Source organism: Methylomonas subterranea, from assembly GCF_024505185.1.
Lineage (GTDB): Bacteria > Pseudomonadota > Gammaproteobacteria > Methylococcales > Methylomonadaceae > Methylomonas > Methylomonas subterranea.
Genome location: NZ_JANIBJ010000050.1, coordinates 1 through 25,390 on the forward strand (window position 1 = coordinate 1; position 25,390 = coordinate 25,390).

Annotated in this window: 33 protein-coding genes; 25 read left to right on the forward strand and 8 right to left on the reverse strand. The window is 57.7% G+C overall.

The features are described 5' to 3' along the window. Window positions 1–50: 50 nt before the first annotated feature. The 6 genes from cybH (at window position 51) to NP590_RS18815 (ending at window position 2,931) form a co-directional block, all read left to right on the forward strand. Window positions 51–746, forward strand: coding sequence for a Ni/Fe-hydrogenase, b-type cytochrome subunit (cybH, locus tag NP590_RS18790; protein WP_256604269.1), 696 nt, complete (start codon window positions 51–53; stop codon window positions 744–746). Window positions 747–814: 68 nt separating this feature from the next. Then, window positions 815–1,498 carry a HyaD/HybD family hydrogenase maturation endopeptidase gene (locus tag NP590_RS18795; protein ID WP_256604228.1) on the forward strand — a complete coding sequence of 228 codons (684 nt, stop codon included), beginning with the start codon at window positions 815–817 and terminating at the stop codon, window positions 1,496–1,498. Continuing rightward, a complete protein-coding gene (locus NP590_RS18800; RefSeq protein ID WP_256604229.1) occupies window positions 1,498–1,794 on the forward strand; it encodes a HypC/HybG/HupF family hydrogenase formation chaperone in 297 nt (98 codons plus the stop codon). Before NP590_RS18795 ends, NP590_RS18800 begins: the two co-directional genes overlap by 1 nt. After that, complete coding sequence (locus NP590_RS18805; protein ID WP_256604230.1) at window positions 1,791–2,210, forward strand: thioredoxin domain-containing protein; 420 nt, start codon at window positions 1,791–1,793, stop codon at window positions 2,208–2,210. The genes NP590_RS18800 and NP590_RS18805 overlap by 4 nt, the downstream gene beginning before the upstream one ends. 162 nt (window positions 2,211–2,372) lie before the next feature. Next, window positions 2,373–2,612, forward strand: coding sequence for a type II toxin-antitoxin system CcdA family antitoxin (locus NP590_RS18810; protein WP_256604231.1), 240 nt, complete (start codon window positions 2,373–2,375; stop codon window positions 2,610–2,612). A gap of 1 nt (window position 2,613) precedes the next feature. Next, complete coding sequence (locus NP590_RS18815; RefSeq protein ID WP_256604232.1) at window positions 2,614–2,931, forward strand: CcdB family protein; 318 nt, start codon at window positions 2,614–2,616, stop codon at window positions 2,929–2,931. 208 nt (window positions 2,932–3,139) lie between these two features. Here the strand turns inward: NP590_RS18815 and NP590_RS18820 are convergent, their stop codons facing one another. After that, entirely contained in the window at window positions 3,140–3,676 is a 537-nt protein-coding gene (locus tag NP590_RS18820) for an REP-associated tyrosine transposase (protein WP_256604233.1), read from the reverse strand. A 527-nt stretch (window positions 3,677–4,203) separates the two neighbouring features. Here NP590_RS18820 and NP590_RS18825 point away from each other — a divergent pair. The 11 genes from NP590_RS18825 (at window position 4,204) to hypD (ending at window position 11,834) form a co-directional block, all read left to right on the forward strand. Then, window positions 4,204–5,049: a hydrogenase expression/formation protein gene (locus tag NP590_RS18825; RefSeq protein ID WP_256604234.1), complete on the forward strand. Its 846-nt coding sequence runs from the start codon at window positions 4,204–4,206 to the stop codon at window positions 5,047–5,049. Further along, window positions 5,046–5,267: a rubredoxin gene (locus NP590_RS18830; RefSeq protein ID WP_256604235.1), complete on the forward strand. Its 222-nt coding sequence runs from the start codon at window positions 5,046–5,048 to the stop codon at window positions 5,265–5,267. The genes NP590_RS18825 and NP590_RS18830 overlap by 4 nt, the downstream gene beginning before the upstream one ends. Window positions 5,268–5,269: 2 nt before the next feature. Continuing rightward, complete coding sequence (hybE, locus tag NP590_RS18835; RefSeq protein WP_256604236.1) at window positions 5,270–5,731, forward strand: [NiFe]-hydrogenase assembly chaperone HybE; 462 nt, start codon at window positions 5,270–5,272, stop codon at window positions 5,729–5,731. Further along, on the forward strand, window positions 5,732–6,901 hold the full coding sequence (locus NP590_RS18840; protein ID WP_256604237.1) for a nickel-dependent hydrogenase large subunit: 1,170 nt from the start codon (window positions 5,732–5,734) through the stop codon (window positions 6,899–6,901). 39 nt (window positions 6,902–6,940) lie between these two features. Continuing rightward, window positions 6,941–7,282: a hydrogenase maturation nickel metallochaperone HypA gene (gene hypA / locus NP590_RS18845; protein ID WP_256604239.1), complete on the forward strand. Its 342-nt coding sequence runs from the start codon at window positions 6,941–6,943 to the stop codon at window positions 7,280–7,282. Further along, on the forward strand, window positions 7,282–8,115 hold the full coding sequence (hypB, locus tag NP590_RS18850; RefSeq protein ID WP_256604241.1) for a hydrogenase nickel incorporation protein HypB: 834 nt from the start codon (window positions 7,282–7,284) through the stop codon (window positions 8,113–8,115). The genes hypA and hypB overlap by 1 nt, the downstream gene beginning before the upstream one ends. 425 nt (window positions 8,116–8,540) lie before the next feature. Next, the gene (locus tag NP590_RS18855) at window positions 8,541–9,356 is read left to right on the forward strand and encodes a hypothetical protein (RefSeq protein ID WP_256604242.1); all 816 of its coding nucleotides are present in this window, start codon (window positions 8,541–8,543) and stop codon (window positions 9,354–9,356) included. Between the two features lie 419 nt (window positions 9,357–9,775). After that, window positions 9,776–9,982, forward strand: coding sequence for a DUF2281 domain-containing protein (locus NP590_RS18860; RefSeq protein WP_256604243.1), 207 nt, complete (start codon window positions 9,776–9,778; stop codon window positions 9,980–9,982). Then, on the forward strand, window positions 9,972–10,370 hold the full coding sequence (locus tag NP590_RS18865; protein ID WP_256604244.1) for a PIN domain-containing protein: 399 nt from the start codon (window positions 9,972–9,974) through the stop codon (window positions 10,368–10,370). Before NP590_RS18860 ends, NP590_RS18865 begins: the two co-directional genes overlap by 11 nt. Before the next feature lie 49 nt (window positions 10,371–10,419). Continuing rightward, the gene (locus NP590_RS18870) at window positions 10,420–10,653 is read left to right on the forward strand and encodes a HypC/HybG/HupF family hydrogenase formation chaperone (RefSeq protein WP_256604245.1); all 234 of its coding nucleotides are present in this window, start codon (window positions 10,420–10,422) and stop codon (window positions 10,651–10,653) included. Further along, a complete protein-coding gene (hypD, locus tag NP590_RS18875; RefSeq protein WP_256604247.1) occupies window positions 10,650–11,834 on the forward strand; it encodes a hydrogenase formation protein HypD in 1,185 nt (394 codons plus the stop codon). The genes NP590_RS18870 and hypD overlap by 4 nt, the downstream gene beginning before the upstream one ends. Here the strand turns inward: hypD and NP590_RS18880 are convergent. Both NP590_RS18880 and NP590_RS18885 read right to left on the reverse strand, forming a co-directional pair. Further along, window positions 11,809–12,222, reverse strand: coding sequence for a PIN domain-containing protein (locus NP590_RS18880; protein WP_256604249.1), 414 nt, complete (start codon window positions 12,220–12,222; stop codon window positions 11,809–11,811). The genes hypD and NP590_RS18880 overlap by 26 nt on opposite strands. Then, on the reverse strand, window positions 12,209–12,442 hold the full coding sequence (locus NP590_RS18885) for an AbrB/MazE/SpoVT family DNA-binding domain-containing protein (protein ID WP_256604251.1): 234 nt from the start codon (window positions 12,440–12,442) through the stop codon (window positions 12,209–12,211). Before NP590_RS18885 ends, NP590_RS18880 begins: the two co-directional genes overlap by 14 nt. A gap of 91 nt (window positions 12,443–12,533) precedes the next feature. Here NP590_RS18885 and hypE point away from each other — a divergent pair, with 91 nt between their 5' ends. Further along, window positions 12,534–13,577, forward strand: coding sequence for a hydrogenase expression/formation protein HypE (gene hypE / locus NP590_RS18890; protein ID WP_256604252.1), 1,044 nt, complete (start codon window positions 12,534–12,536; stop codon window positions 13,575–13,577). Then, window positions 13,577–15,898 (forward strand): carbamoyltransferase HypF, encoded by a 2,322-nt coding sequence (hypF, locus tag NP590_RS18895; protein WP_256604253.1) that lies wholly within the window; start codon window positions 13,577–13,579, stop codon window positions 15,896–15,898. Before hypE ends, hypF begins: the two co-directional genes overlap by 1 nt. 16 nt (window positions 15,899–15,914) lie before the next feature. Here hypF and mobA read toward each other — a convergent pair whose 3' ends face one another. Further along, complete coding sequence (gene mobA / locus NP590_RS18900; protein ID WP_256604254.1) at window positions 15,915–16,508, reverse strand: molybdenum cofactor guanylyltransferase MobA; 594 nt, start codon at window positions 16,506–16,508, stop codon at window positions 15,915–15,917. Between the two features lie 17 nt (window positions 16,509–16,525). On the opposite strand from mobA, the gene NP590_RS18905 reads away from it, so the two are divergent. Further along, a complete protein-coding gene (locus NP590_RS18905; RefSeq protein ID WP_256604255.1) occupies window positions 16,526–16,996 on the forward strand; it encodes a DUF302 domain-containing protein in 471 nt (156 codons plus the stop codon). A gap of 27 nt (window positions 16,997–17,023) precedes the next feature. Further along, window positions 17,024–17,410, forward strand: a complete 387-nt coding sequence (locus tag NP590_RS18910; RefSeq protein ID WP_256604256.1) for a hypothetical protein — start codon at window positions 17,024–17,026, stop codon at window positions 17,408–17,410. A gap of 124 nt (window positions 17,411–17,534) precedes the next feature. Here the strand turns inward: NP590_RS18910 and NP590_RS18915 are convergent, their stop codons facing one another. Beyond that, window positions 17,535–18,812, reverse strand: a complete 1,278-nt coding sequence (locus NP590_RS18915; RefSeq protein ID WP_256604258.1) for a DUF2130 domain-containing protein — start codon at window positions 18,810–18,812, stop codon at window positions 17,535–17,537. Window positions 18,813–19,002: 190 nt separating this feature from the next. Between NP590_RS18915 and NP590_RS18920 the strand changes: the two genes are divergently transcribed. The 4 genes from NP590_RS18920 to NP590_RS18935 all read left to right on the forward strand — a co-directional run bounded on the left by NP590_RS18920 (window position 19,003) and on the right by NP590_RS18935 (window position 21,584). Beyond that, a complete protein-coding gene (locus NP590_RS18920) occupies window positions 19,003–20,079 on the forward strand; it encodes a PA0069 family radical SAM protein (protein WP_256604260.1) in 1,077 nt (358 codons plus the stop codon). Between the two features lie 19 nt (window positions 20,080–20,098). Further along, a complete protein-coding gene (locus tag NP590_RS18925) occupies window positions 20,099–20,314 on the forward strand; it encodes a DUF2905 domain-containing protein (protein ID WP_256604262.1) in 216 nt (71 codons plus the stop codon). Between the two features lie 84 nt (window positions 20,315–20,398). Then, the gene (locus tag NP590_RS18930; protein ID WP_256604263.1) at window positions 20,399–21,148 is read left to right on the forward strand and encodes an HAD family hydrolase; all 750 of its coding nucleotides are present in this window, start codon (window positions 20,399–20,401) and stop codon (window positions 21,146–21,148) included. A gap of 307 nt (window positions 21,149–21,455) precedes the next feature. After that, on the forward strand, window positions 21,456–21,584 hold the full coding sequence (locus NP590_RS18935) for a hypothetical protein (RefSeq protein WP_256604264.1): 129 nt from the start codon (window positions 21,456–21,458) through the stop codon (window positions 21,582–21,584). 183 nt (window positions 21,585–21,767) lie between these two features. On the opposite strand, the gene cysK is transcribed toward NP590_RS18935, so the two are convergent. The 3 genes from cysK to NP590_RS18950 all read right to left on the reverse strand — a co-directional run. Further along, entirely contained in the window at window positions 21,768–22,745 is a 978-nt protein-coding gene (gene cysK, locus NP590_RS18940; protein ID WP_256604265.1) for a cysteine synthase A, read from the reverse strand. A 357-nt stretch (window positions 22,746–23,102) separates the two neighbouring features. Continuing rightward, complete coding sequence (locus NP590_RS18945) at window positions 23,103–24,584, reverse strand: efflux transporter outer membrane subunit (protein WP_256604267.1); 1,482 nt, start codon at window positions 24,582–24,584, stop codon at window positions 23,103–23,105. A 13-nt stretch (window positions 24,585–24,597) separates the two neighbouring features. After that, window positions 24,598–25,390 (reverse strand): efflux RND transporter permease subunit (locus NP590_RS18950; protein ID WP_256604268.1); only part of this gene is annotated, 793 nt, incomplete at its 5' end.

Below are 25,390 nucleotides of genomic sequence, written 5' to 3' on the forward strand. Positions count from 1 at the left end.
TTGGCACGCAGCCGTTGGCTGCGCGCCAAGGCGCCGGGCCGGAGACCGCAATGAGCGCGCCGGCCGCGGCAGTCTATGTTTACGAGCTGCCGGTCCGTCTCTGGCACGCCGTCAACGCGCTGGCTATCAGCGTATTGATCGTCAGCGGTTATCTGATCGCTGCCCCCTTGGCCTCGCCGGCCGGCGAAGCTTCCGAGCATTTTTTGATGGGCTATATTCGCTTTGCGCATTTTGCCGCCGGTTATGTGCTGGCGATAGGTTTGCTAGGGCGTTTGTACTGGGCCTATGCCGGCAACGAACATGCCCGGCAAATCTTTCTGCCGCCGCTGCTGAACGCACATTTCTGGGACGGCGTCCGCCATGAAATTCTCTGGTATACCTTTCTGGCCAAGGCGCCGCGCCATTACATCGGCCACAATCCGCTGGCGATATTGGCCATGCATTTCGTATTGGTGTGGGGTACGCTATTCATGATAATCACCGGCTTTGCCCTGTACGGCGAAGGCGCCGGCCAAGGCAGCTGGCAATGGATTCTGTTCAGCAGTTGGGTGCTGCCGCTGTTCGGCGACAGCCAAAGCGTGCACAGCTGGCACCACTTGGTGATGTGGGCCATCGTCTGTTTCGTGCTAATCCATATTTATGTGGCTGTGCGCGAGGACAAGTTATCCGGGCAAAGCATGCTGTCGACCATCGCCAACGGCTGGCGCAGCTTTAAAGACGACAAGCCGGTAGACGATGCGCATTAAACGTTGCACTGTTGACGATGCGCCTCCTAACGTCGGCACATCCTATATGTTCCGCCGGCAATGATAGTATGACCTCGTCGCCGCAAATCCTATTGCTCGGCATCGGCAACGTCCTGTGGGCCGACGAAGGCTTCGGCGTGCGCGTCATCGAACATCTGCAAAAGCACTACCGCTTCCCGGATAACGTCACGATACTGGACGGCGGCACCCAGGGCATGTATCTGGTCGAGCACGTGCAAGCCGCCGAGGTATTGGTGGTATTCGATGCGGTCGACTACGGCCTGCCGCCCGCCACGCTGAAGCGGGTAGCAAATGACGAGGTACCGAATTTTCTCGGCGCCAAAAAAATCAGCCTGCATCAAACCGGCTTTCAGGAAGTGCTGGCAACCGCGCAGATGCTCGGCCGATATCCGACACATTTGCTATTGATCGGCGTACAGCCGGAAGAGTTGGACGATTACGGCGGCAGCCTACGAGCCAGCGTCAAGGCGCAAATCCAGCCGGCGATAGAGATGGCTTTAAGCTTTCTGCAAAATTTCGGCATCGTTCCCATGGCCGCTGATGAGATAGTCGACTTGGCCGATCCGGCTCTGGACATGCTGCGTTACGAAACGGAACGCCCAAGCCCGGCCCAAGCCTGCCGCATCGGCGACCAACGCATCCTGGCCTCCGGCCTGTTTGAAGCGCGCCCGCCGCGGACATCCGAATGGCCTAGTCTGAGTGTCGACGTGGATTACCGGGGCAAATACTGATGTGCATAGGCATACCGATGCAAGTGATCGAGTCGCGCGGCGAATCGGCCCTCTGCGCTTACCGGGGCCAGACCAGCCTGATCGACATGATGCTGGTCGGCGAACAAGTAGCCGGCACTTGGTTGCTGGTTTTTCTGGACGCGGCAAGGGAAGTCATCGATGCCGAAAAAGCCCGACAAATCGCCGACGCTCTGGAAGCCATGCGTCTGGCCATGCGGGGTGAAACCGCCTTCGACCACTTGTTCGCCGATCTGGTCGACCGGGAACCCGAACTACCGGAGTTTTTAAGATCATGAGCATTCCCACAGAAGACCTGTCCGCCACCCGTCCGCACCTGCCCTTGCTGAATGCGGACAATTACGACAACTTTGTGTACAGCCACGATACCGTGGTGCTGTTTTTCCGCAACGATCCATCGTTGTTTCCGGAGAGTCAGGATGTACAGGTGATCCTGCCGGAGTTGCTGAAAGTGTTTGCCGCCCAGCTGCAAGGCGCGGCGATAGACCGTTCCATAGAACGGGAATTGCAGGCCCGCTTCCACTTCACCACCTGGCCGGCCCTGGTATTTTTAAGGCGCGGCGAATATCTGGGCGTAATTACCGGCATCAAGGACTGGCGCGAATTCGGCCAGGAATTCGCCCGCATCCTGGCCTTGCAACCCCGCCAGCCGCCGGGGTTTGACTTGGAAAAGGTTTGCGGAGGACATGCTTAATTTTCCACATTCATATTTGTATTTGTATTTGTAGGCCGGAATAAGCAAAGCGTTTCCGGCTTTGCTCTTTAACAATTTGGTGTCGCTATCGCGCAGTATGCCAACAGTTATTATGTTGGAGTATGATGCGCATATTAAAGTCATCCTCCAGGAGGCAACACCATGGCAATCACGCATGGCGTAACCAAAAAAGCCACCAACATAACCTTGTCCGCCGATGTGCTGGCCGAAGCCAAGGCATTGAATATCAACATTTCACAGGCTTGCGACCGCTATTTGCGTGATTTGGTGCGTAGCGAAAGAGAAAAGCGTTGGCGGGAAGAACACGCCGAGTTTATCGCCGCTTATAACCAGGCGCTGGAACAAGACGGTTTGCCTCTTGACGAATGGCGGTCTTTTTAACATGGCCCGCTTCGATGTTTACCGAAACGGCGGCGGAAAATCCGGCGATGTGCCGTATCTGCTGGACGTGCAAAGCGATGTATTAAGTTCCTTGGATAGCCGGGTCGTAGCGCCCCTAAAGCGACGGGATCGTTTTCCCGATGTTTTGTTACCGGCTAATTTGATGCCGATTCTATTGGTGGAAGATATCGAATGCGTGATGGAAACGCCAAAACTGGCGGCTGTTCCCACGCGGATTCTAAAGACGCCCGTGGCGTCGCTGGAATCGCAACGGTTTGAGATTGGAGCAGCGTTGGACTTTTTGTTTCAGGGGTTTTGATGATTTTGTGTCGCTATCGCGACGGGGTTATTTAGAAATCGGTTCGCGGACCGACGGCCGCGATACTTTCTTTTGCGTCGCCAAAAGAAAGTATCCAAAGAAAAGACGACCCGGAATTCCGCCTTACTCCTGCGCTTTTACGAAAACCATCCATTTCCTCGTTCCCACGCGCCGCGTGGGAATGCAGACTAACCGCGCTGCGGTCAGGTTAAAACCAATCCCGATAAATCGGCAATAAGCCCTCCATGCCGGCATAGCTGCGCGCACTGGAATAGCGCCAATGTTCCGGCAAATCGACATAACCGCGTTTGACCGGGTTGAGATGAATGTATTCCAGTTTCTGCCGCAAGACTTCGGGATTATCGATCAACTGCGGATGGCTGCCTTCTTCCCACAATTGATAATCCCGGTCGGTTTTGTGCGCCTTGCGAAACCATTTGAGTTGGGCCAATAGGCGCTCGGCTTTCATTTCGTGCAAATAGTCGATCAATTGGCGGGCGGAGTAGGATTTGAAATGGGCGAGTTGATTGGCTAGATCGTCGGCTTGTAGCAGTAGATGCATGTGATTTTCCAATATGACATAGCCGTAAATTCGCCAACCGTTCAGTTGTTGGCGGTAAAGCAAGGCGTCCAGTACGATTTGCACGGTGGCTGGCCGGGTGAACAACGGTATCCAGTTGAGTACGGTGCAGGTTATGAAGTGCGGATGCTGGGACTGGAGAATGCGGTAACGACTGCGGCCCATGAGTTTCACCTGGTCAGATTGCTTATACGTATCTTACCGCTAGCGCGGTTAGTCTGCGTTCCCACGCGGCGCGTGGGAACGAGAAAAATGCGTGTGCCCACCCTACATTTATCCAAGTTTCCGCCGAATTTCGGGACGGGTTTCCTCCCGTTATGCCGCGCCGAGTACCGGAGGTTTTGAACGGACAAATCGGCAGGATAGCCGATTTGCATGCGCCGCACCCGTAGGGCGAGGTACAGGGATGTACCGAGTGAGCAGCCCGTAGGGGCGATGCAGGGAGGCATCGCGTTTTACGTGGGGGCTGGGAAGCCCCTTCGGAAAACCCCGTTCAAAAGCTTCGGAGCGCAGGATCAACGCGGCATCCGGGCCGCCTTTTCTTTGGTTTCTTTCTTTTGGCGGAGCAAAAGAAAGAAACTCGCCTTCGGGTGCGAGAACCCGATTCAAACAAACTGCGATAGCGACACCAAATAAAACCAACACCCGTAAACCCAACAAGCAACCCGAAACCATAGCCAACGCCCAAACACATGACCTCAATATCCCTCCCCATTTTCGGCCAAGGCAGCCAACCCGCCGAGGAAGACGGCGTCGAACTCGACTATCTGGCGATGCCGGAAGAAATGACCACCTACCGGATGCCGACGATTTCGCTGGACTTGAACGCGGCGGATTTGGCCCAAGCCAAGACCGTGTTGCGGCAACTCGAACAGGATTTGGCGGCTTACCCCGCGGGCAGTGCTACCATCGACCTGATCGGCCTGGACCAAACCAACCGCCGCTTCGTCGACGAACTGCTCGGCGAAGGCGAGGTCAGCGTGATTTGCGGCGGCGCGCACCCGCTACGCATCCAGGAATCGGTACTGGCAGGGGTCTGGCGATCTCGGCAAAGCGACGACCAATGCCTGCTGGCCGACGCGCTGGAGGTCGGCATCATGCCGCAAAGCGTCGCCCGAACCGCCCGCGCCGCTGCCGCCCAACAAATCGATAGCGACATGAGCGCCCTGCCGGACGGCGTGATGAACGCGCCGCCGTTGCTAGCCGAGCTGAATGCAAAGATTGCCGCCTACCGGCCCGGCGGCGAGGCGCATATCATCAACCTGAGCCTGCTGCCGCAAACCGAGCAGGATCTGGCGTTTCTGGAGCAGCGACTGGGACAAGGCACGGTGACGATTTTGTCGCGCGGTTACGGCAATTGCCGGATCAGCGCCACCGGCACCCGTAATGTTTGGTGGGTGCGTTATTTCAATTCGCAGGACACCTTGATCCTCAACACGCTGGAAGTCAGCGAGGTGCCGAACGTGGCTTGCGCCTCGGCGGAAGACATCGCCGACAGCCATCAGCGCTTGCGGGAAATTTTGCAGGTGTATTTGTGAGCGAGGCCTTCTTTGCCGGTGCTTACGGTGTCGATGACTCGCGTCTGCCGCCCGACGCCAAACTGGAATGCAAAATCTGCTGGCATGTCTACGACCCGGCCGAGGGCGACGACGTCTGGCAAGTGCCGCCCGGCACCGCTTTTATGGAACTGCCCAGCCACTGGAGCTGTCCGCAATGCGGCGCGCCGAAACAGGATTTTCTGTTATTGGACGCCTGAGCATGCAATGGCTGGATGGTGCTCAAATCGAACAGGCGCTGGAACAAACCTTCAAGCGGATTCTGACGACGCGCATGCTCGGCATGCCCTTGCTCAACCCGGCCCTGTCGGTGCGGGCGCTCGGTTTCGGCCGGGTCAACCAAGACTGGCTGGGGGTGTTGATCACGCCGTGGTGCATGAATCTGTTGCTGTTACCGACAACGGACTCCGCTTGGACAACGCAAGCACCCGGCGGCAAATTCGAGCAGGCGTTTCCTTACGGCAGTTTCGAGTTTACCGTGGCGCGCGAGGCGCAACTCGGCACTTATGCGCAATGTTCGCTGTTCTCGCCGATGCTGCATTTTGCCGATCAGGCCGCCGCGTTCACAGCCGGCCAGTCGGTTTTGCAAGCCCTGCTTAGCCAGCCGGCGCCGCGCGCAGTCAGCCGCCGCGACATGCTGCGCGGCCAGTTCGGCGGTCGCTGAGTGACAGCGGCCGGAGAAATTCAGATCGAATTGACGCATCGCGGCGGGCAAGCCAGCGCGGCGCGCATCTTCTCGACCCGACCGCAAGCGGCGACGCAGGTGTTGCTCGGCAAAACGCCCGAGCAGCTATTGAGCACAGTGCCGCTGCTGTTTTCGCTCTGCGGCAACGCCCAGTCTTATGCCGCGCTGCTGGCCTGCCGCGATGCGCTGGGCTTGGATGCGGCGCCGGAGGCCGATGCCGCTCGGGAATGTTTGCTGCAACTGGAAACCGTGCGCGAACACGCCTGGCGGATATTGCTGGATTGGCCCGGCCTGCTCGGCCGCCGGCCGGATAAAGCCACCCTCGCCGCCTTGCTGAAACTGACCACTCGTTTCAAGCCGTGTTTGTTTGGCGACGGCGAGGCGTTCAAGCTGGATAGCCGTTTGCAAATCGACTACGACCTACTGATCGGCTTGCTGGCGGAGTTGAACCAATTGATCGATCAAGCAATTTTTAACGGCGGCATGCGGGCCTTTCAAGCCATCGCCGACGAAACGCAATTGGCGGATTGGCTGGCGGACAATTCGGCCCTATCCGCCGAATTATTGCATGGCTTGTATCGGCTGGATTGGCGGGCGGTTGGCCGCAACCACATCCGCTGTCTGCCGGCATTGGACAACTTAAGCTTGCTGGCGCACTTGCAAACACAGGAATTATCGGCCTTCTGCGCCGCGCCGCGGTGGCAGGGCCAATGTCATGAGTCGACGCCGCTTGGCCGGCAGCAGTCGCGGCCTTTAATCGCCGCTCTGCAAAACCATTACGGCAACGGTTTGCTGGCACGATTCGCGGCGGTTCTGCGGGAGGTTGCGGAAATTACGCTAGGGCTGGAGCGATTCGGCGAAACTCCATTCGAGCCGGCAGCGGCTTATGGCGGCGATGGCATAGGTCTGGCGCAAGTGCCGGCGGCGCGCGGTTTATTGGTTCATCGTCTAGCGTTGCGGAATGGCCGGGTGTACGATTACCGCATCGTCGCCCCAACCGAATGGAATTTTCATCCGGCCGGCGTGCTTGCACAGGGTTTAACAGCGTTGCGCGCGGTCGACGCGGATAGTTTGCGGCGGCAAGCGGAATGGTTGATTCAGTCGATCGATCCATGCGTGCCGTATAAATTGATATTGAACGAAACGTAGGCTACGCATCGCGTACCCTACGACGTGAGCATAACCATCATGCACGAAATGTCGCTCTGCGAGAGCGTGTTACAAATCATCGAACATCAAGCCCAAACCCAGCATTACCGCAGGGTGACAGCCGTGTGGCTGGAGATCGGCGCCCTGTCCGGCGTCGAACCCGACGCGATGCGCTTCAGCTTTGAAGTGGTGATGCAAGGCTCGCTGGCCGAAGCGGCCAGACTGGAAATTATCGAACTGCCGGGCATTGCCTGGTGCATGCCCTGCGGGCGGCAAGTGCCGGTGCAACAGTTGTACGACGAATGCCCGCACTGCGGCAGCCATCAATTACAGATCGTCGGCGGCGATCAAATGCGAATCAAGGAACTGGAGGTAGAATAATGTGCGGCATCTGCGGCTGCGGCGAGGGACATATCCACTCGCACGACGAACAACACGATCATGAGCATCCTCACGATCACCACCACGGCCATGACCATCAACACGGTCACCACCACCATCACGAGCACGGCCCCGAACATGCGCATGCTCCCGGTCTGACCCAGGCCCGCATGGTGCAAATCGAGCAGGACATCCTGGCCAAAAACAACCGTTTTGCCGACGAAAACCGTTGTTATTTCGCCGATCGCGGCATGCTGGCCTTGAATCTGGTCTCCAGCCCCGGCTCCGGCAAGACCACGCTGCTGACCGAGACCATCACCCGCTTGAAGGGTGAGTTGGAAATTGCCGTGATCGAAGGCGACCAGCAAACCGCCCGCGACGCCGACCGCATCCGCGCCACCGGCGTGGCGGCGGTGCAAATCAACACCGGCAAGGGCTGCCATCTGGACGCGCACCGGGTCGGCCACGCTTTGGAAAGCCTGAAGCTACCGAACCACAGCCTGCTGTTCATAGAAAACGTCGGCAATCTGGTCTGCCCGTCGGCCTTCGATTTGGGCGAGGCGCACAAGGTGGTGATCCTGTCGGTCACCGAAGGCGAGGACAAACCGATCAAATACCCGGACATGTTCCATGCCGCCGATTTGATGATCCTGAACAAAACCGACCTGCTGCCCTACCTGGATTTCGACGTCGAGCAATGCATCCGTTATGCCAAGCAGGTGAATCCCAAAATCAAAGTATTATCCTTATCGGCCAAGACTGGGGAAGGCATGGAGAGTTGGTTGAAGTGGTTGAAGGCGGAGTTGGAATTGCAGCGGATTGAGTATGCTTGATAGTTTGTGTCGCTGTCGCGACGGGTGATTTTAATGCCGGTTCCCGCACCGGCGGGCGGGTTTCTTTTCTTTGCTTGTCCAAAGAAAAGAAACCAAAAGAAAAGACACCCGGATGCCGCGTGTATCCTGCGCGCCGAAGCTTTTGAACGGGGTTTTCCGGAGGGGCTTCCCAGCCCCTGCGTAAAACGCGATGCATCCCTGCATCGCCCCTGCGGGCTGATCCGTTCAAAACCTCCGGTGCTCGGCGCGGCATAACGGGAAAAGAATTACTCCAACGGTTATTTTGGTATAACAAAGATATTTTGTAGGCTGGGTTGAAACGATAGTGAAAACCCAGCTTTAATCAATTATTGCTGGGTTTCGCTTTGCTCTACCTAGCCTACGGCGCTTACAATTAAAGTAACCATACAATTAGGGGAACCCTTTTGAACCAAAGAGAAAAGTATGAAAATGGACTTTTTACAGTTCGATTTATTGGGGATGAACTTAAATTGCATGGTGTCAATATTTACGACCTCTCTCATTCGCTTCTCGCAATTCAGCGTATAGTTCATAAAGCTCATTTATCTATTGAAGGCGGCTTGGTTAAAGGCGCATTTCCAAACAAAGAAATACGGCAACGTCTTGCTTTGCAAATTGGCGAACGTAGACGTACTTCGGATGCTTTCGCTCTTATCCCAATCTTGGCTGATCCTAACGTTCAGGAATACCTGAAGAAGCTGGCAGATTATGTATTCTCTGGAATCGCTGGTTATTACGTTGGCGATGTTCTTGATCGAGTTAGAAAAGAAAATAATCAAGACAAACAAATATTTATTGACTCTATTTACACAGAAGTTGCCAATATTGTGAATCGAATTGATGCCTCTGGTGGTGTAGAGGCGATTTCATTGGGTGCACCTGCACTAAACCAGGAAACAATCGCCGCATTCACATCGGATAGTAAAATTTATCTGAGTAAATTAAAAAATGAAACATTCCTGGGAAATTATCAAGAGATAAAAGGCCGAGTCTATAAACTTTACCCTGCTAGTAAGATCATAGCCATACGGAGAAGTGGAGGTCGAACGGTAAGCATATTTCTTTCAGACGCTGATTTTGATCGCATTAGATATCACAAAGAAAGTAACCCCCTATTTTTGTTTAAAGGTCGTCCGCGTTATCAATTTGGAGTAGAAACTAAAATAGTTTCTGAATTTGAAGCAGACGAGATTGAATACCTAATTGACAATTTGGATTAAACCAACTAACTCCGATTAGCAAAGCGTAACCGGAGGAATGTTAAATGATCCTTTTCGTGCGATTACGCTATCGCTAATCACACCTACAAGTTGATCACATTACAAATTTATGGATGGTTTTCCTCCCGTTATGCCGCGCCGAGCACCGGAGGGTTTGAATGGATTTGCCCGCAGGGGCGATGCAGGGAGGCATCGCGTTTTTCGTGGGGCTGGGAAGCCCCTTCGAAAAACCCCGTTCAAACCTGAGGAGCGCAGGAAACAAGCGGCAATCCGGGTCGCCTTTTCTTTGGATACTTTCTTTTGGCGACGCAAAAGAAAGTATCTCGGCAGTCGGTCCGAGAACCGACTTCAAAATAACTTGTCGCATAGCGACACAACATTATTACTCGACGCTTTGATAAAACGTGATAGGTAAACAGATGAACATAGCAGAACGTATTTACGAAACCGTCAAGACCATGCCCGAACAAACTGCCTGCGAAGTCTTGAGCTTTGCGGAAAGTTTAAAGGCCAAACAACTGGAAGAGGAAAAAACGCGCCGGGAAAACGCCTTAGCCACGCTGGCAAAATATCGAGGCCGTTTCAAGGCGGAAAAATTCGAGCGCGACGAATGCTATGACCGCTAGGATATTTGCCGACACTAATTTGTTTGTCTATGCCGAGTCGCAAGATCGGAGCAAATCGGAACAAGCGGTTGCCATCATTCAACGTTCACCGGTCATCAGTACTCAAGTCGTCAACGAAACGGTTAGCGTCTTAACCAGAAAATACGGTTTCACGTTGCCGGAAGCGCATGATATTGCATCAAGCTTATTGGATTTGTGCGAGATTGTCGCAGTGGATGCGTTTACTATTCGCAAAGCTATTGATTTGGCGACACGTTACTCACTCTCGCATTGGGACAGTCTGATAGTCGCTGCGGCGTTATTAGCCAATTGCGATATTCTTTATTCGGAAGATATGCAAGACGGACAAATATTTGATGATCGCTTGACAGTGATGAATCCTTTTTAGCGTCATCGGCGCTATTTCGAACAACATCAGTAAAATTCAAGGCAAAACCATGTGCTTAGCCCTCCCCGCTCAAATCCTGCAAATCCATCCCGACGACACCGGAATGGCCACTGTGTCCGTTGACGGCGTCAAAGTCGAAGTCTCGCTGGCGCTGGTCGACGACGTACAAGTCGGCGACTACGTGCTGGTTCACGTCGGCTATGCGCTGAACAAGATCGATGAAGACGAAGCCATTAAGACCCTGGCCCTGTTCGCCGAAGCCGGCCTGACGGCGGCGCCATGAAATACATCGACGAATTCCGCCAGCACGATCTGGCCAAGCAACTAGCGCAAGCCATCGCCCAAACCGCCGATCCTGATCGCCATTACCGCTTGATGGAATTCTGCGGCGGCCACACCCATGCGATCTTCCGCTACGGCGTACAGGATCTGATGCCGGCCAATGTCGAGTTCATCCACGGCCCCGGCTGTCCGGTCTGCGTGCTGCCGACCGGCCGTATCGACAACGCGATTCAATTGATCGAACAACACGACGTCATCCTCTGCACTTACGCCGATCTGGTGCGAGTGCCGGGCGGCGCGGTTTCCCGAACCGCTGCCACACTTCCACCCTCCATGGCGGTCGCCGGACGTAACAGCCTGTTGAAAGCCAAGGCCGGCGGCGCCGATATTCGCATGGTCTATTCCACTCAGGACGTGTTGAAAATCGCCCGCGACAACCCGGACAGGCAGGTGGTGTTTTTCGCCATCGGTTTCGAGACCACCACCCCGCCGACCGCCGTCGCCATCAAGCAGGCCCAGGCTGAGGGACTGACTAATCTCTCGGTATTCTGCAACCACGTGCTGACGCCGGCGGCCATGCAGGCCATCCTGGACGCGCCAGTGCCTGTGGCCATAGACGCCTTTTTAGGTCCGTCGCATGTCAGCAGCGTAATCGGCAGCCGGCCTTACGAAGTATTCGCCGAACAATACGGCAAACCCATTGTCATCGCCGGCTTCGAACCGTTGGACGTGATGCAGTCGGCCTTGATGCTGATACGCCAGCTCAATGACGGCCGGCATGAAGTGGAAAACGAATACAGCCGCGCGGTCACCCGTAACGGTAACCAAAAAGCCCAGGCTTTGGTCAGCGAGGTATTGGAACTGCGTCCAGAGTTCGAATGGCGTGGCTTGGGCTTGATTCCAAACAGCGCATTGAAATTGAAAACCGCTTATGCCGAGTTCGACGCCGAGCAGCGTTTCGAGATGCCGGCCATACAAGCCAGCGACGTCAAAGGCTGCGAATGCCCGGCCATTTTGCGCGGCGCCAAGAAACCACAGGATTGCAAATTGCTGGGCACGGTCTGCACACCGGAAAACCCGATGGGTTCCTGCATGGTGTCGTCGGAAGGCGCTTGCGCGGCCTATTGGTCGTATGGGCGGCTCAGAAACGATGCCTCTAAGCAATCTCGGCGAACGGATTAATAACGATCAAACCACCTTCGATTTCCTGCCCATGTTGCATATCTTCGGAAAACAACACTTTACAGCCTGCAAGCAGTGCCGCGCTGACAATCATGCTGTCGTACAACGAAAATCCGTAACGCTCAGCAATAAGCAAGCCGTTCTCGTGGATTTCCAGATTTAGCGCTTGCGTTGCGCAGACGGCTTTGACGATTTGCAGTGTTTCACGAATTTCCGGGTACGGCATGCGCAGCTTTCGCGACGCCACCGAGGCAAACTCGTTTAACACTTGCACGCTTATAGTGCCGCCGGCGCTCAGCAAGGTTTCGGTTCGATCGGCTTTACGCTGGTCGGCTGATAATAAATACAGTAAAACATTGGTATCGAAGAAAGGCTTAGCGGTTTTCATGCGCGTCCAAGCGATCGAACTTAAAATCCGCCGGTAGTCGCCCGCGATACTTACGCAATCTGGTCAGCAATTCCAGATTATCGGCTTTTTTCTCGACTGCAAAGCTGCGTTCGCCGGCGACGTGAATCTCGATATCGTCCCCTTCTTTCAACTGCAACGCTTCGACGACAGCGGCCGGTAATCTTACCGCTAAACTATTACCCCATTTGGCGACTTGCATGCTAGATTCCTTTGAAAAAGATATACTGCGCGTTATTGTATATCGCCAGAAACACTAAGCGCTATTCAACCTTAACCGAGCATCTCTTTCCGTGACCAAAAAATTCGCCTCAAGCTTAAATTTAAAATCCGGCCACGTCGACCTCAGTCACGGCGGCGGCGGACGCGCCATGGCGCAATTGATCGACGAATTGTTCATCAAGCATTTCGACAACGATTTGCTGCGCCAGCATAACGATCAAGCCTTGTTCGACGTGCCGGCCGGCCGTTTGGTGATCAGCACCGACGGCCATGTGATTTCGCCGCTGTTCTTTCCGGGCGGCGATATCGGTTCGCTGGCCGTGCACGGCACCGTCAACGATGTCGCCATGTCCGGCGCCAAGCCTTTGTATCTGGCGGCCGGTTTTATTCTGGAAGAAGGCTTGCCGCTGGCCGATCTGGAACGCATCGTCATCAGCATGGCGGCGGCGGCCAAGGCGGCCGGCGCGCCCATCGTCACCGGCGACACCAAGGTGGTCGAGCGCGGCAAGGGCGACGGCGTGTTCATTACCACCACCGGGGTGGGCATCGTGCCGGAAGGGGTGAATATCTCCGGCGACCGCGCCAAACCGGGCCAGGCGATTTTGGTCAGCGGCAGTATCGGCGACCACGGCGTGGCCATCATGGCCGGACGGGAAAACCTGCAGTTCGAGACCAGCATCGTCTCCGACTCGGCCGCATTGCATGGTTTGGTGGCCGAGATGGTGGCCGCCGCGCCGGCGGCGATACGCTGTTTACGCGACCCGACCCGCGGCGGCTTGGCGACGGCCTTGAACGAACTGGCCAAACAGTCCGGCGTCGGCATGCTGATCGACGAAGCTTGCGTCCCGATGAAATCCGAAGTCAAAGCCGCCTGCGAAATTCTGGGCCTCGATCCTTTGTATGTCGCCAACGAGGGTAAACTGGTGTGTATTTGCGATGCGGCTGCCGCCGATACCTTATTGGCCGCGATGCAACAACATCCCTTGGGCCGCGAGGCCGCCATCATCGGCGAAGTCATAGCCGATTCGCACGGCTTCGTACAAATGCGCACGGCTTTCGGCGGCAGCCGCATAGTCGACTGGCCGGTGGGCGAGCAGTTACCGCGCATCTGCTGATGCCGGGCAAGGCCATTCGTGTTCGCGGGGTGGTGCAAGGCGTCGGCTTTCGGCCGATGGTCTGGCGTCTGGCCCGGCAATACGATCTGACTGGGTCGGTATGGAACGACAGCGAAGGCGTGCTGATTCATGTCTACGGCAGCCGTCAAAATCTGGCGGACTTCATAGACCGGATTCCGCTGCAACTGCCGCCGTTGGCGAGTTTGACGGCCTTGGAAGTCACCGAATTAGCGAGCCCCCCTCCCGATAAATTCCGTATCGTTGCCAGCCATTCCGAAAGCCAAGCCCGCACGCCGATTGCCGCCGATGCCGCCACCTGTCCCGCCTGTCTGGCCGACATCGCCGACCCCAACAATCGCCGCTACCGCTACCCGTTCGCCAATTGCACCCATTGCGGCCCGCGCCTGTCCATCGTCCGCCGGGTGCCTTACGACCGCTGCCACACCAGCATGGCGGCATTTGCCATGTGTCCGGCCTGCCAACGCGAGTACGACGACCCGGCCGACCGCCGTTTTCATGCCCAGGCCAATTGTTGCCCGGCCTGCGGCCCCAGTTTGTGGCTAGAAGATAAGCAGGGCCGGTTAGCCGATATAGCGAACCCGATCGAGCACGCAACCGAGCTGCTGCGCCGGGGTTACATCGTGGCAATCAAGGGCCTGGGCGGGTTTCATCTGGCCTGCATTGCCGCCGACGGCGCCGCCGTTGATCGGTTGCGGCAACGCAAGCGCCGATACGCCAAACCTTTTGCCTTAATGGCTAAAGACCTCGCGGCCATCCGTCGGCACGCCGCAATCAACGATTTGGAACAACAAGCTTTGCTGGATAAAGCCGCGCCTATCGTGTTGTTGCAGGCTCAGGGCGAAGCGCTGGCGGCAGGCATTGCCCCCGGCGACGATAAATTGGGCTTCATGCTGCCCTACACGCCCTTGCATAGCTTATTGCTGGCGGAACTGGAAGCCCCCATCGTACTAACCTCCGGCAATCTCAGCGACGAACCGCAATGCATCGCCAACGACACAGCCCGCAAGCAACTGGCCGACATCGCCGATTACTGGCTGCTGCACGACAGAGAGATTGTGAATCGATTGGACGACTCGGTCGTGCGTGAAATGGACGGCGAGATACGGTTATTGCGGCGGGCGCGCGGCTACAGCCCGCAAGCGCTGAGCTTGCCGGCCGGTTTCGCGGCGGCGGACGGCATATTGGCCATGGGCGCGGAATTGAAAAACAGTTTTTGCCTGCTGCAAAACGGTTCAGCCCTGGTCTCTCAGCACGTCGGCGATCTGGAAAGCGCCGCCGCGCAGCGCGACTATCGCAACGCAATCGGGCTGTACCGGCAACTATGCGATTTCCATCCGCGCCGAATTGCGCTCGATCGTCACCCCGGCTATTTATCCAGTCAATACGGCCTGGAATTGGCGGCCGGCCTGTCGGCCGACATTAACGAAATTCAACATCACCACGCCCACCTGGCCGCCTGTCTGGCCGAACACGGCATTGCCCTACAAACCGAGCCGGTGCTGGCCGCCATTTTCGACGGTCTGGGCATGGGCGACGACGGCACATTGTGGGGCGGCGAATTTTTGCTGGGCGATTATCGCGGCTACAGCCGGCTGGCGCATTTCCAGCCCATCGCCCTGCCCGGCGGCACTCAGGCCATGCGCGAACCCTGGCGCAATACCTATGCGCAATTGCGGCATTATTTCGACTGGCCGGCGTTGCAACGGGATTACCCGGACTTGGCCGTCGTGCAATGTCTGTCCGGCAAGCCGTTGGCGACGCTGGATACGATGATAAACAAAAATCTGAACGCGCCGCTGTCCGGTTCCTGCGGTCGCTGGTTCGATGCCTTCGGCGCCGCGCTGGGTTTGCATACCGAAGCAATCGATTACGAAGGCCAGGCCGCCATCGCATTGGAAACCCTGGCCGCAACGCGTTTTACCGCACAAGCAGCCTACCCGGAAGCCTGGAGCCTATCAAACCAAAACGGGGTAACAGTATTGGGTTGGCAGGCACTTTGGCGGGCGGTGCTGAACGATTTGCAGCAAGGCATCGAAAACGCCGTCATCGCCGCCCGCATTCATCACAGCCTGATAGAAGCGACAGTCGAGTTACTGATGCAATTGAGCCGCCAAACCGGCACGGACTGTATCGTGCTCGGCGGCGGCGTGTTTCAAAACCGCTTATTATTGGAAGGCGTGAGCCGGACCTTGCGCGCCGAGGGAAAATCCGTGCTGGCACCGCAACGCTATCCGCCGAACGACGGCGGTCTGGCCTTGGGCCAGGCCGCAATTGCCGCGGCTAAATCGTTGGATTCATAGGCCGGTCAAACTTACCCTACAAGCGCACTCTGCGTTCCAGGTCGGCCAACTCCTCGGCGGTATTGATATTAGCGAATATATCCGGCATGGCGCTAAAGTCGACCTTGAGCAAACGCTGGCGCTCGAACCAATCTTGCAATTTCCGTTCACCGCGAGCCAGATAATCCCGCAGATCGGCTTGCAGGTTGGTTCTGATTGCCGCAAATACCGGATGCAGACGACGGCCGTCGAAGGCCACCGCGACATCGAATTCGTCCGTCAAAGCCGCAAGCAAATATTGCGCATGCGCGGTGACCAGCAACGGCGAATCGCAAGGCATCACCAACAACAGCGAGTTGTGCGCCGTTCGCATCGCCGCCAGCATGCCGGCCAACGGGCCGTCGAAATCGGCGTTGCCGTCGCCGATCACCCGGAAACCGAAGCGTTGGTATTGATCCAGGTTGCGGTTGGCGCTAATAAACAGCTCATCGGTCAACGGTTCCATTGCCTCCAAGGCATAAGCGACCAGCGGCCTGTCTTTGAATAACAGCAGACCCTTATCCCGCCCCGCCATGCGTTTGGCCATGCCGCCGGCCAATACCAAGCCGCTAACTTTGTTTTGCCCGCTCATAGTGATAAGCTTTTACGATGTTAAGAAGAGTCGTCATTTTCGCAAGCCTGCCGCTGATTGCAAGCTGCGCCGCGCCGCTCGGCCAACCCAATGTCAGGCGGGAACAACTGGACTTCTATCAGGTGGAAACCACAAAACCCTACGACGAAGTGCTGGCGGAACTGGAAATTGCCATTGCCGAACACAACTTTCGCATCACCGGCCATAGCCGGGTCGGCAAGGTGATACGCGAACGCGGCGCCAAGGATTTTCCGGAATACGACACCGTGCAGTTTTGCAATCTGACCCTGGCCAAAACCGTGCTGGAAATCACCCCGCACGCCATCGGCTACATGCCCTGCAACGTCGTAACCTATCAATTTGCCGGCAAAACCATCATCAGAACCCATTTGTTGCCGGAAGACGGCGACAATCCGGAACTGAACAAATTCGCGGCCACGATGAACCCGCAATTGAAACAGATTGTCGATTTCGCCGCCGAACAATAATTTTTATCACTTGATCTATACAACACCATGAAACAAACCTTACTGATCACCGCTTTATTTCTGGCCCTGACCGGTTGCGCCACCACCCCGGAAACCGCTGCCGAAGCCGCCGCCGAACCGGCTATTTTGACCAACGATTATCCCACCCGCGACCGGGTCGATTATGTACTGGAATGCGTCGCCAAACACGGCGGCCTCAGCTACATCAACCAATACGCCTGCGGCTGCAAAATAGACAAAATCGCCGAACAACTTAGCTTTGCCGAATACGAGGCCGCCCGCACCTTCGTGCAAATGCAAAAAACCCCGGGCGAAGCCGGCTCGGCCTTCCGCGACCCCAAACATTCGAAAGACTTGCGCGGCAAATTGAAAGAGGCCGACGCGGCGGCCGAGAAGGCCTGTTTTGTGAAGTAAGCCTGTTTACCACGGAACCCCGATTCCGGCGCGTGCCGGAATCGGCTCGGGGCGGTTTCCTTCGAACATTTCGCTTACACCGTCTTCCAAGGCTAGGCCTGGGAAGCGGTGTCCATGGCCAAGTTTAATCCTCATCCAGCCCCAAGGCCCGCATCTCCAGGCCTTCGATCTCCTGCAAGGACTTGCCGGCGATACCTTGCAAGTCGCCGTACATGCCGACCGTGGCGTTCATGACCCGCTCGATCTGCGCTTCGCGTTTGGCCCATTGTTTCAGGATGGCTTTGCGTTCCTTGTCCAGGTCTTCCCGCATGGTCGAGAAGGCTTCGACGATGGCTTCGACCCGCTGCCTGAAGCGCGGGCCGGTCAGGTATTGGTAGACCATCTCGGTTTTGCCGTGCTGGCCCTCGGCGGCGAGGCGGGCCAGACCGATTTCCTGCAGGGTGTGGCGCAAGATGGTCGCGACCGGTAGCGCGGCGCGCGGACTGGTGACCCAGACCCCGTCGATGACGTCGAAGGTTTCGACGTCCTTGGGCAGAGCTTGGCTGACGATAACCGCCAGTTCGGCCTTGGCGGCGCGCTGGTCTTCGCGCAGTTTCACCAACCAACCGTCGCTCCAGTTCTTGGTGCGCTTGGATTCCCACAAGATACTGCCGGCCGCCGCACCGTTCGAGCCGTTGACGCGCTGCAACACGTCGCCGCCGAATTCGCCTTTGGCCACCGGTTCGATGCTGTCAAACGGGAATTTGCCGCGCAGCAGGTTTTCCAGCTCCAACTCCTGAACTTCGCCTTGCAGTTGCTGCGAGCCTTGTTCGGCTTTTTGTTTGAGTTCCTCAATTTTTTGCTGCATCGCGGCGATGGTCTGGTCTTTTTCCAGCACCCGCAGTTTCAGGCCCTCTTCCGCTTCGCGCTTGGCCTGCTCGCGGACTTGGCCCAGACCGTCATGCACCCTTTTTTCCACGGTCAGTTCCAGCTCGCGCTTGGCGTCATCCAGTTCGCGCTGCTTTTTGATCAGTTCGGCCTGAGCCTGTTGGGCTTCGGCCAGCTTGGCGTCGCGAACCTTCAACACTTCGGCCAAGTCGGCCAATTCACGGTTTTTGTGTTCCAGCTCGGCCGCCGCCGCTTGCTTGGCCTTGCGGCTTTCCTCTTCGATGACGCGCCGGCGTTCGGTCTGCAACTGTTTTTCCACCTGCTGTTTGACCTGGTTTTCCAGTTCGCGCCGGGCATCTTGCAATTGTTGCTGTCGCCGCATCAGGTCTTGTTCGCGCTGGGCCATGTCGGCGTCTTTTTGTTTCAATTGCGCCTCGAATTGCCGACGGGTGGCGGCAAGCAGCGGCGCGGCCAACGATTCGGTCAAGGGTACGGCGCTGCTGCAATTCGGGCAGGTGATGGTGGCTTCGGTCATACTGGGGCGTCCTTACGGGTCCGTGGCTATCGATGCCCACATGATAAGGGCCGGCGCGCCATTTAGCCAAGGGCAACGCCGAGCGTCCGCTGTTGCGGCCGATTCCATACCAAACAAGACGTATAATATTTGCCGACCGGCCACCCGGGCGTGTTACATTTTCAGTCCGATTTTTTGCATTCATCTTGCCATGTCCAGACCGCTGATTTACAAGGGCCGCGGCAGCCTCGGCAATGCGGCCGGCCGTTTCGAAAAGCACACCCGTCGGGCCGAGGACGACGGCTGGGGCAGCCTGGACGCCGAATTGCCGCCGCTGCAAACCGAGATCATCGTCGACAGCAGCCAATCGGTGATCAGCTATAACGATTCGCCCGACATTCCGTTCGACCGTTCCATCAACCCCTACCGGGGTTGCGAACACGGCTGCATTTATTGCTTCGCCCGCCCCAGCCATGCCTATCTGGGCTATTCCGCCGGACTGGATTTCGAAAGCAAAATCCTGATCAAACCCGAAGCCGCCCGCTTGCTGCGCGAGGAAATCAGCAAGCGCGCCTACCGTTGCGCGCCGTTGGCCCTGGGTACCAATACCGACCCCTATCAACCGCTGGAACGCCGGCAGCGCATCATGCGCGGAATTCTTGAAATATTGGCCCAAACCCGCCATCCGGTCAGCATCATCACCAAATCGGCCTTGATAGAACGCGATTTGGACATCCTGGCACCGATGGCGGAACAGGGCTTGGCGGCGGTGTATCTGTCCGTCACCACGCTGGATAGAACCCTGGCCCGCAAACTGGAACCGCGCGCCGCCGCGCCGCAACGGCGCCTGGAAACCTTAGACCGCTTGCGGGCGGCCGGTGTGCCGACAGGGGTGATGGTGGCTCCGCTGATCCCGGTTTTGACCGACCCGGAACTGGAAGCCATCGTCTCGGCCGCCCATGCCGCCGGCGCTCAAAGCGCCGCCTACATCCTGCTGCGGCTGCCGCTGGAAGTGGCGGACTTATTCGAAGAATGGCTACGCCAACATTATCCGCTGAAAGCCGAGCACGTGATGCGGCGGGTGCGAGACAACCGGGGCGGTAAGGCATACGATGCGGCTTTTCACCAACGTCAAAGCGGTAGCGGCGTCTATGCCGATCTGCTGGCGCAGCGCTTCCGCCTGGTTTGCCGCGGATTAGGTCTGACCGGCGACTTGCCGGCCTTGCGCACCGATTTGTTCCGCAAACCGCACGCGGGCGGCCAAATGAGTTTCGATTTTTTCGACTGATCGCTGGGGAGAAAAGCTTATGGATACCGCCAAATTACTGATTACCGCCGGCTTGGTGACAACCGCGCTGGGTCTGACGATTAAATACGCGCCGTGCTTGCTAAACTGGTTCGGCAAACTACCCGGCGATATCAATATCCAAAACGCCAATAGCCGGGTGTTCATCCCCATCATGTCAATGATAGTCGTCAGCGCGCTGCTGACCCTGCTGGCCAATTTCTGGTTCCGTAAATAAGTTCTCAATCTTGAAAATCATTTGGAAACCGCCTTCGGCTACAATAGCCGCCCATTACGCCCTCTCAACCGCTGACTCTTATTCATGAACAAACCCATCATTCACGCCTTCGATTTCGACGGCGTCATTTGCGACAGCGCGGTGGAAACCGCCATCACCGGCTGGAAAGCCGCCGGGCGGATTTGGCCGGACATGCAAAGCGAGATGCCGGAGGCTCTAATCGACAGCTTCCGCCGCATTCGCCCCATCATAGAAACCGGTTACGAAGCAATACTGGCGATGCGCATGCTGCAACAAGGCGACAGCATCGGCGATATTTACCAGGGCTATACCGACAAAACCGCGACCTTATTGCAACAAGCCCAAGTCGGCATAGACGACTTGAAACAGTTGTTCGGCGACACCCGGGACCAGTGGATTTCGGAAAATCGGCCGCAGTGGATAGCCATGAACCCCTTGTTCGCGGGCGTGGCTGAAAAACTCAAGCGGCTGGAAGCCGACAGCTGGTATATCGTCACCACCAAGCAAGAACGCTTCGTCAGGAAAATCCTGAAAGCCAACGACATCAGTCTGGCCGACGAGCGTATTTTCGGTTTGGATCGCAATTTGAGCAAACCACGGGTCTTGACCGATTTGCTGGCCAAGCACCCCGGGCAAAGCTTTCACTTTCTGGAAGACCGCCTGCCGGCGTTGCAGGGGGTACAAAAACACCCTGCCCTCGCTTCGGTAAAGCTGTTTTTCGCCCTGTGGGGTTATAACACCCGCGAAGACAAGGCGCTGGTGGCCGGTCAACACGACATAAGCGGATTGAATCTGGAAGACTTTTTAAGTTGATCGGACAACCGGCATCAAGGATGCCGCCCGCAATAACTTCCGCAATCCACCCCGCCCTCCGCGGAATGTCGCCCCCCTTCCTCGCGGGAGCGGGTTGGGGTGAGGGATGTAAAAGGAATCCTAAGCCGGTTTCGGTCTTCCGCAAACCTCCTTTCCGACAAATCAAACCACAACAACGTCCATGCAGCAGCGGCGTTGCCCTCGGCCTGATTTTCAGTGCAAGCAACCCACGCATTGACAAACAGCGGCATCGGGTCTACAAGTCGGCTACGGTAGTTCCGTTGTCTTCCCGTTCGAGGTGAGCGCCATGATGAGAATGCTGCTTGAAATTGTAATGGTACTTGCGGTGGTAGGTGCGTTGTTCTTCATGACCAAGGTAATGGCCAAGGAAAGCCGAAAGGACGCGGAAAACGACGGCTCCGAAGATTCCAAGTAGGTGTTAAGGATTCCGCCCCAAATAACTTCCGCATTCTGTTCCCTCCGCCTCCGGAGGGTGTCGTAAAAGCCATAACAGTTGCTCTCCCTCCGGGAGGGGGCAGGGTGAGGGTATAGAGGCGGAATACTAAGCCATTGACCGACCATTCCCATGCATGGTCGGTCAACGACTTGGGCGCATACTTCAGACAGCCGCCCCCGCGGCATCGAACAGGCCTTCGAACAACACCGAACTCAGATAGCGCTCGCCGGAATCGGGCAGTATCACGACGATGGTCTTGCCGACATGTTCCGCCCGCTTGGCCACCCTGACCGCCACCGCCACGGCGGCTCCGCAGGAAATACCGGCCAAAATTCCCTCCTCGCGCGCCAGACGGCGGGCATAGGCGATGGCCTCGTCGTTACCGACCTGCTCGATCTCATCGATCAGGGACATATCCAGCACATCGGGTACGAAACCCGCGCCTATGCCCTGAATTTTGTGCGGGCCGGGTGCAATTTCCCGCCCTGCCCGGCTCTGAGTCAGCACCGGACTGGCCTCGGGTTCCACCGCAATCGACACGATGGGCTTGCCCTGGGTCTGCTTGATATAGCGCGACACGCCGGTAATGGTGCCGCCGGTGCCGACGCCGGAGACCAGAATATCGATGGCGCCGTCGCTGTCGCGCCAGATCTCCGGGCCGGTGGTTTCTTCGTGTATCCGGGGGTTGGCGGGATTTTTGAACTGTTGCAGCAATACATAGCGTTCGGGATCGGAGGCGGCGATTTCCTCGGCCTTGGCGATAGCCCCCTTCATGCCCTTGGCACCCTCCGTCAACACCAGTTTGGCGCCGTAGGCCACCAACAGCTTGCGCCGCTCCAGGCTCATGGTGTCCGGCATGGTCAAGGTCAGCGGAATACCCCGGGCGGCGGCAACGAAGGCCAGGGCAATACCGGTATTGCCGCTGGTCGGTTCGATGATTTCCTTGCCGGCACCCAGCACACCGCGCTGCTGGGCGTCATTGATCATCGCCGCGCCTATGCGGCATTTGACCGAATACGCCGGATTGCGGCCTTCGATTTTGGCCAGCACCGTGGCCTGTGCGCCTTCCGTGATGCGGTTGAGTCTGACCAGCGGCGTGTTGCCGATGGATTGCGAGTTGTCGGGATACCAGTGTGCCATGAGCGTGTCCTTGGGAATTATCGGGTCAAAAAAAAGCCGGAGTCCACCTTCAGGGCTCTCCGGCCTCCGGTTTTCCGGTCAGCGATTTGCGATCGCGTCCGAGTTTCTTAGAATAACCCGGCAGTGTCAAGCACTTGGCGCCGACTGGACATTAAATGTGTCGGAAAATGATCATGGCATGAACCTTTATCCCCTCGAACTGAATCGGGTTAGATTTTAGAGCACTCCAAACTGGAGATTGTGAGCGGCAACGGATGACGTCATTACCGGGCAGCCTTATGACTCTTAGCGAACCGCCCTCCACAAAGAAAGCCCGAGTAACGCTGTTGGCGTTTCCGGCGCAGCGCTCACAACCCACTAATCCACCAGCGGCAAGATCAGATAATCGGTCCATTTGCGCTCGCCGGCGGCGGCCTCTTCGTCCGGCAGTTGGGCTTGATGCCAGCCGCCGCCCAGGGCCTTGACCAAGGCCACCGCGGCCGCCAAGCGTTGGCCTTGCAATTGCAGCGCGGTCTGCCGGCCGGCCAGCTCGGCGGTCTGGGTGATGATGACGTCCAGGTAGCCGACGGTGCCGGCCTTGTATTGATTCAACGTCAGCGCCAGGGATTGGCCGGCGGCGGCAACGGCCTGATCCTGAGCCTGGGCTTCCTGTTCCAGTATGCGCAGGGCCGCCAGACTGTCTTCCACTTCCTGAAAGCCGGTCAACACGGCTTGCCGGTAGCCGGCCACGCTGGCGTCGTAGGCGGCCATCGCCTGCCGGTACTGGGCGTTTTTGGCCCCGCCGTCGAACAGAGTCAAGGCGGCCCCGGCGGGTCCCAGCGACCAGAAGCGGCGGGCCATGGTAAACAGGCTGTCGGCGTCGCTGGATTGAAAGCCGTTGGTGGCGGCCAGATTCAGGGTCGGGTAATAAGCGGCCTTGGCCACGCCGATTTGGGCATTGGCGGCGGCCATGTTGCGCTCGGCGGCGGCGATGTCGGGCCGGCGTTCCAGCAGTTCGGACGGCAGACTGACCGGTATGTCCGGCACTCGCGCCGTCCGGCCGTCGGCGGCCAGACTCAGTTCCGCCGGGGTCTTGCCGATCAGTACCGCGATGGCATGTTCCAGTTTGGCCCGCTGTACGCCGAGGTCCATGGCTTGCGCCCGGGTGGTTTCCAGCTGGGTTTGCGCCTGCGCCACGTCGGCCTTGGAGACCACGCCGGCCTTATAGCGGTTTTGGGTGATGTCGAGGTTTTTGCCGTAGGCCTGCAGGGTTTCGTCCAGCAAGGCCTTTTGCGCATCCAGCATTTTCATTTGAAAGTAACTGTCGGCCAGGGCGGCCTGGCTGGACAGGATCAGGGCCTGTAAGTTGGCGGCACTGGCCTGGGCGCTATCGATATTGGCCTCCAGCTGCCGGCGTACCCTGCCCCACAGATCGGGCTCCCAGGCAATATTGACCGATTGCGTGAACAGGTTGCGCACGCCGGACACCGCCACGTTTTGGCCGGTGGCGGCCTTGAAGCGGTTGAAGCCGCCGTTCAGCATCGCCAGCGGCAACAAGGACGATTGCGCCGATTGCACCAGATGTTGCGCCTGCCGGTATTGGGCTTCGGCCTGAGCGACGGACTGGTTGGCGGCGGCCACCTGTTGCTCCAGGGCCGTCAATTGCGGGTCGTCGAATACCTCCCACCAGGCGCCGGGCAACAGGTGGTCCCTGGGACTGGCCTGTTTCCAGCCCTTGACTTCCTTGAATTCGGCGGCCGCCGGGGCTGCCGGCCGCGCATAGTCGGGCCCGACCATGCAGGCGGTCAGCGGCAGGGCCAGCGTGGAACAGATCAAGTATGAATAAGCTATCGGGCGCATGCGAATACGGGGTTTACAGGGAGTCGGCCGCCCGACGGGCGGTGGAAGGGGCACACAGCCGCCGCAGGCGGTCCAGGTAGAGATACACCACCGGCGTGGTGTACAGGGTCAACGCTTGGCTGAAAATCAGCCCGCCGATGATGGCTATGCCCAGGGGTTGGCGCAGTTCGGCGCCGTGGCCGCTGCCCAGGGCCAGCGGCAAGGCGCCGAACAAGGCGGCCAGCGAGGTCATCATGATCGGTCTAAACCGCAACAGGCAGGCCTGAAATATGGCTTCGCGGGCCGCCAGCCCCTGCTCCCGCTCGGCCTGCAAGGCAAAATCTATCATCATGATGGCGTTTTTCTTGACGATGCCGATCAGCAAGATCACGCCTATCAGGGCCATCAGGCTGAATTCGCGGCCGCAAGCCAGCAAGGCCAGCAAGGCGCCGACGCCGGCCGACGGCAGCGTGGACAGGATGGTCAGGGGATGAATCAGGCTTTCGTAGAGCATGCCGAGTACGATGTAAATGCTGAGCAGGGCCGCCAGTATCAGCCAGGGTTGGTTGCGCAGTGCTTCCTGAAACGCCTTGCCCGAGCCCTGAAAGCCGGCTTGTATCGAGGCGGGCAAGCCGATCTCGCGCACGGCCCGCGCTATGGCGTCGCTGGCGGCAGACAGCGATACGCCGTCCTTTAGGTTGAACGACAGCTCGCTGGCGGCGAACTGGCCCTGGTGGCGCACCGACAGGGTGGTGTTGCCGGGTTGAAACGCCGCCAGACTGGAGACCGGCACCTGGCCGGGCGCCGCCGCCTCGCCGTCGGCGCCC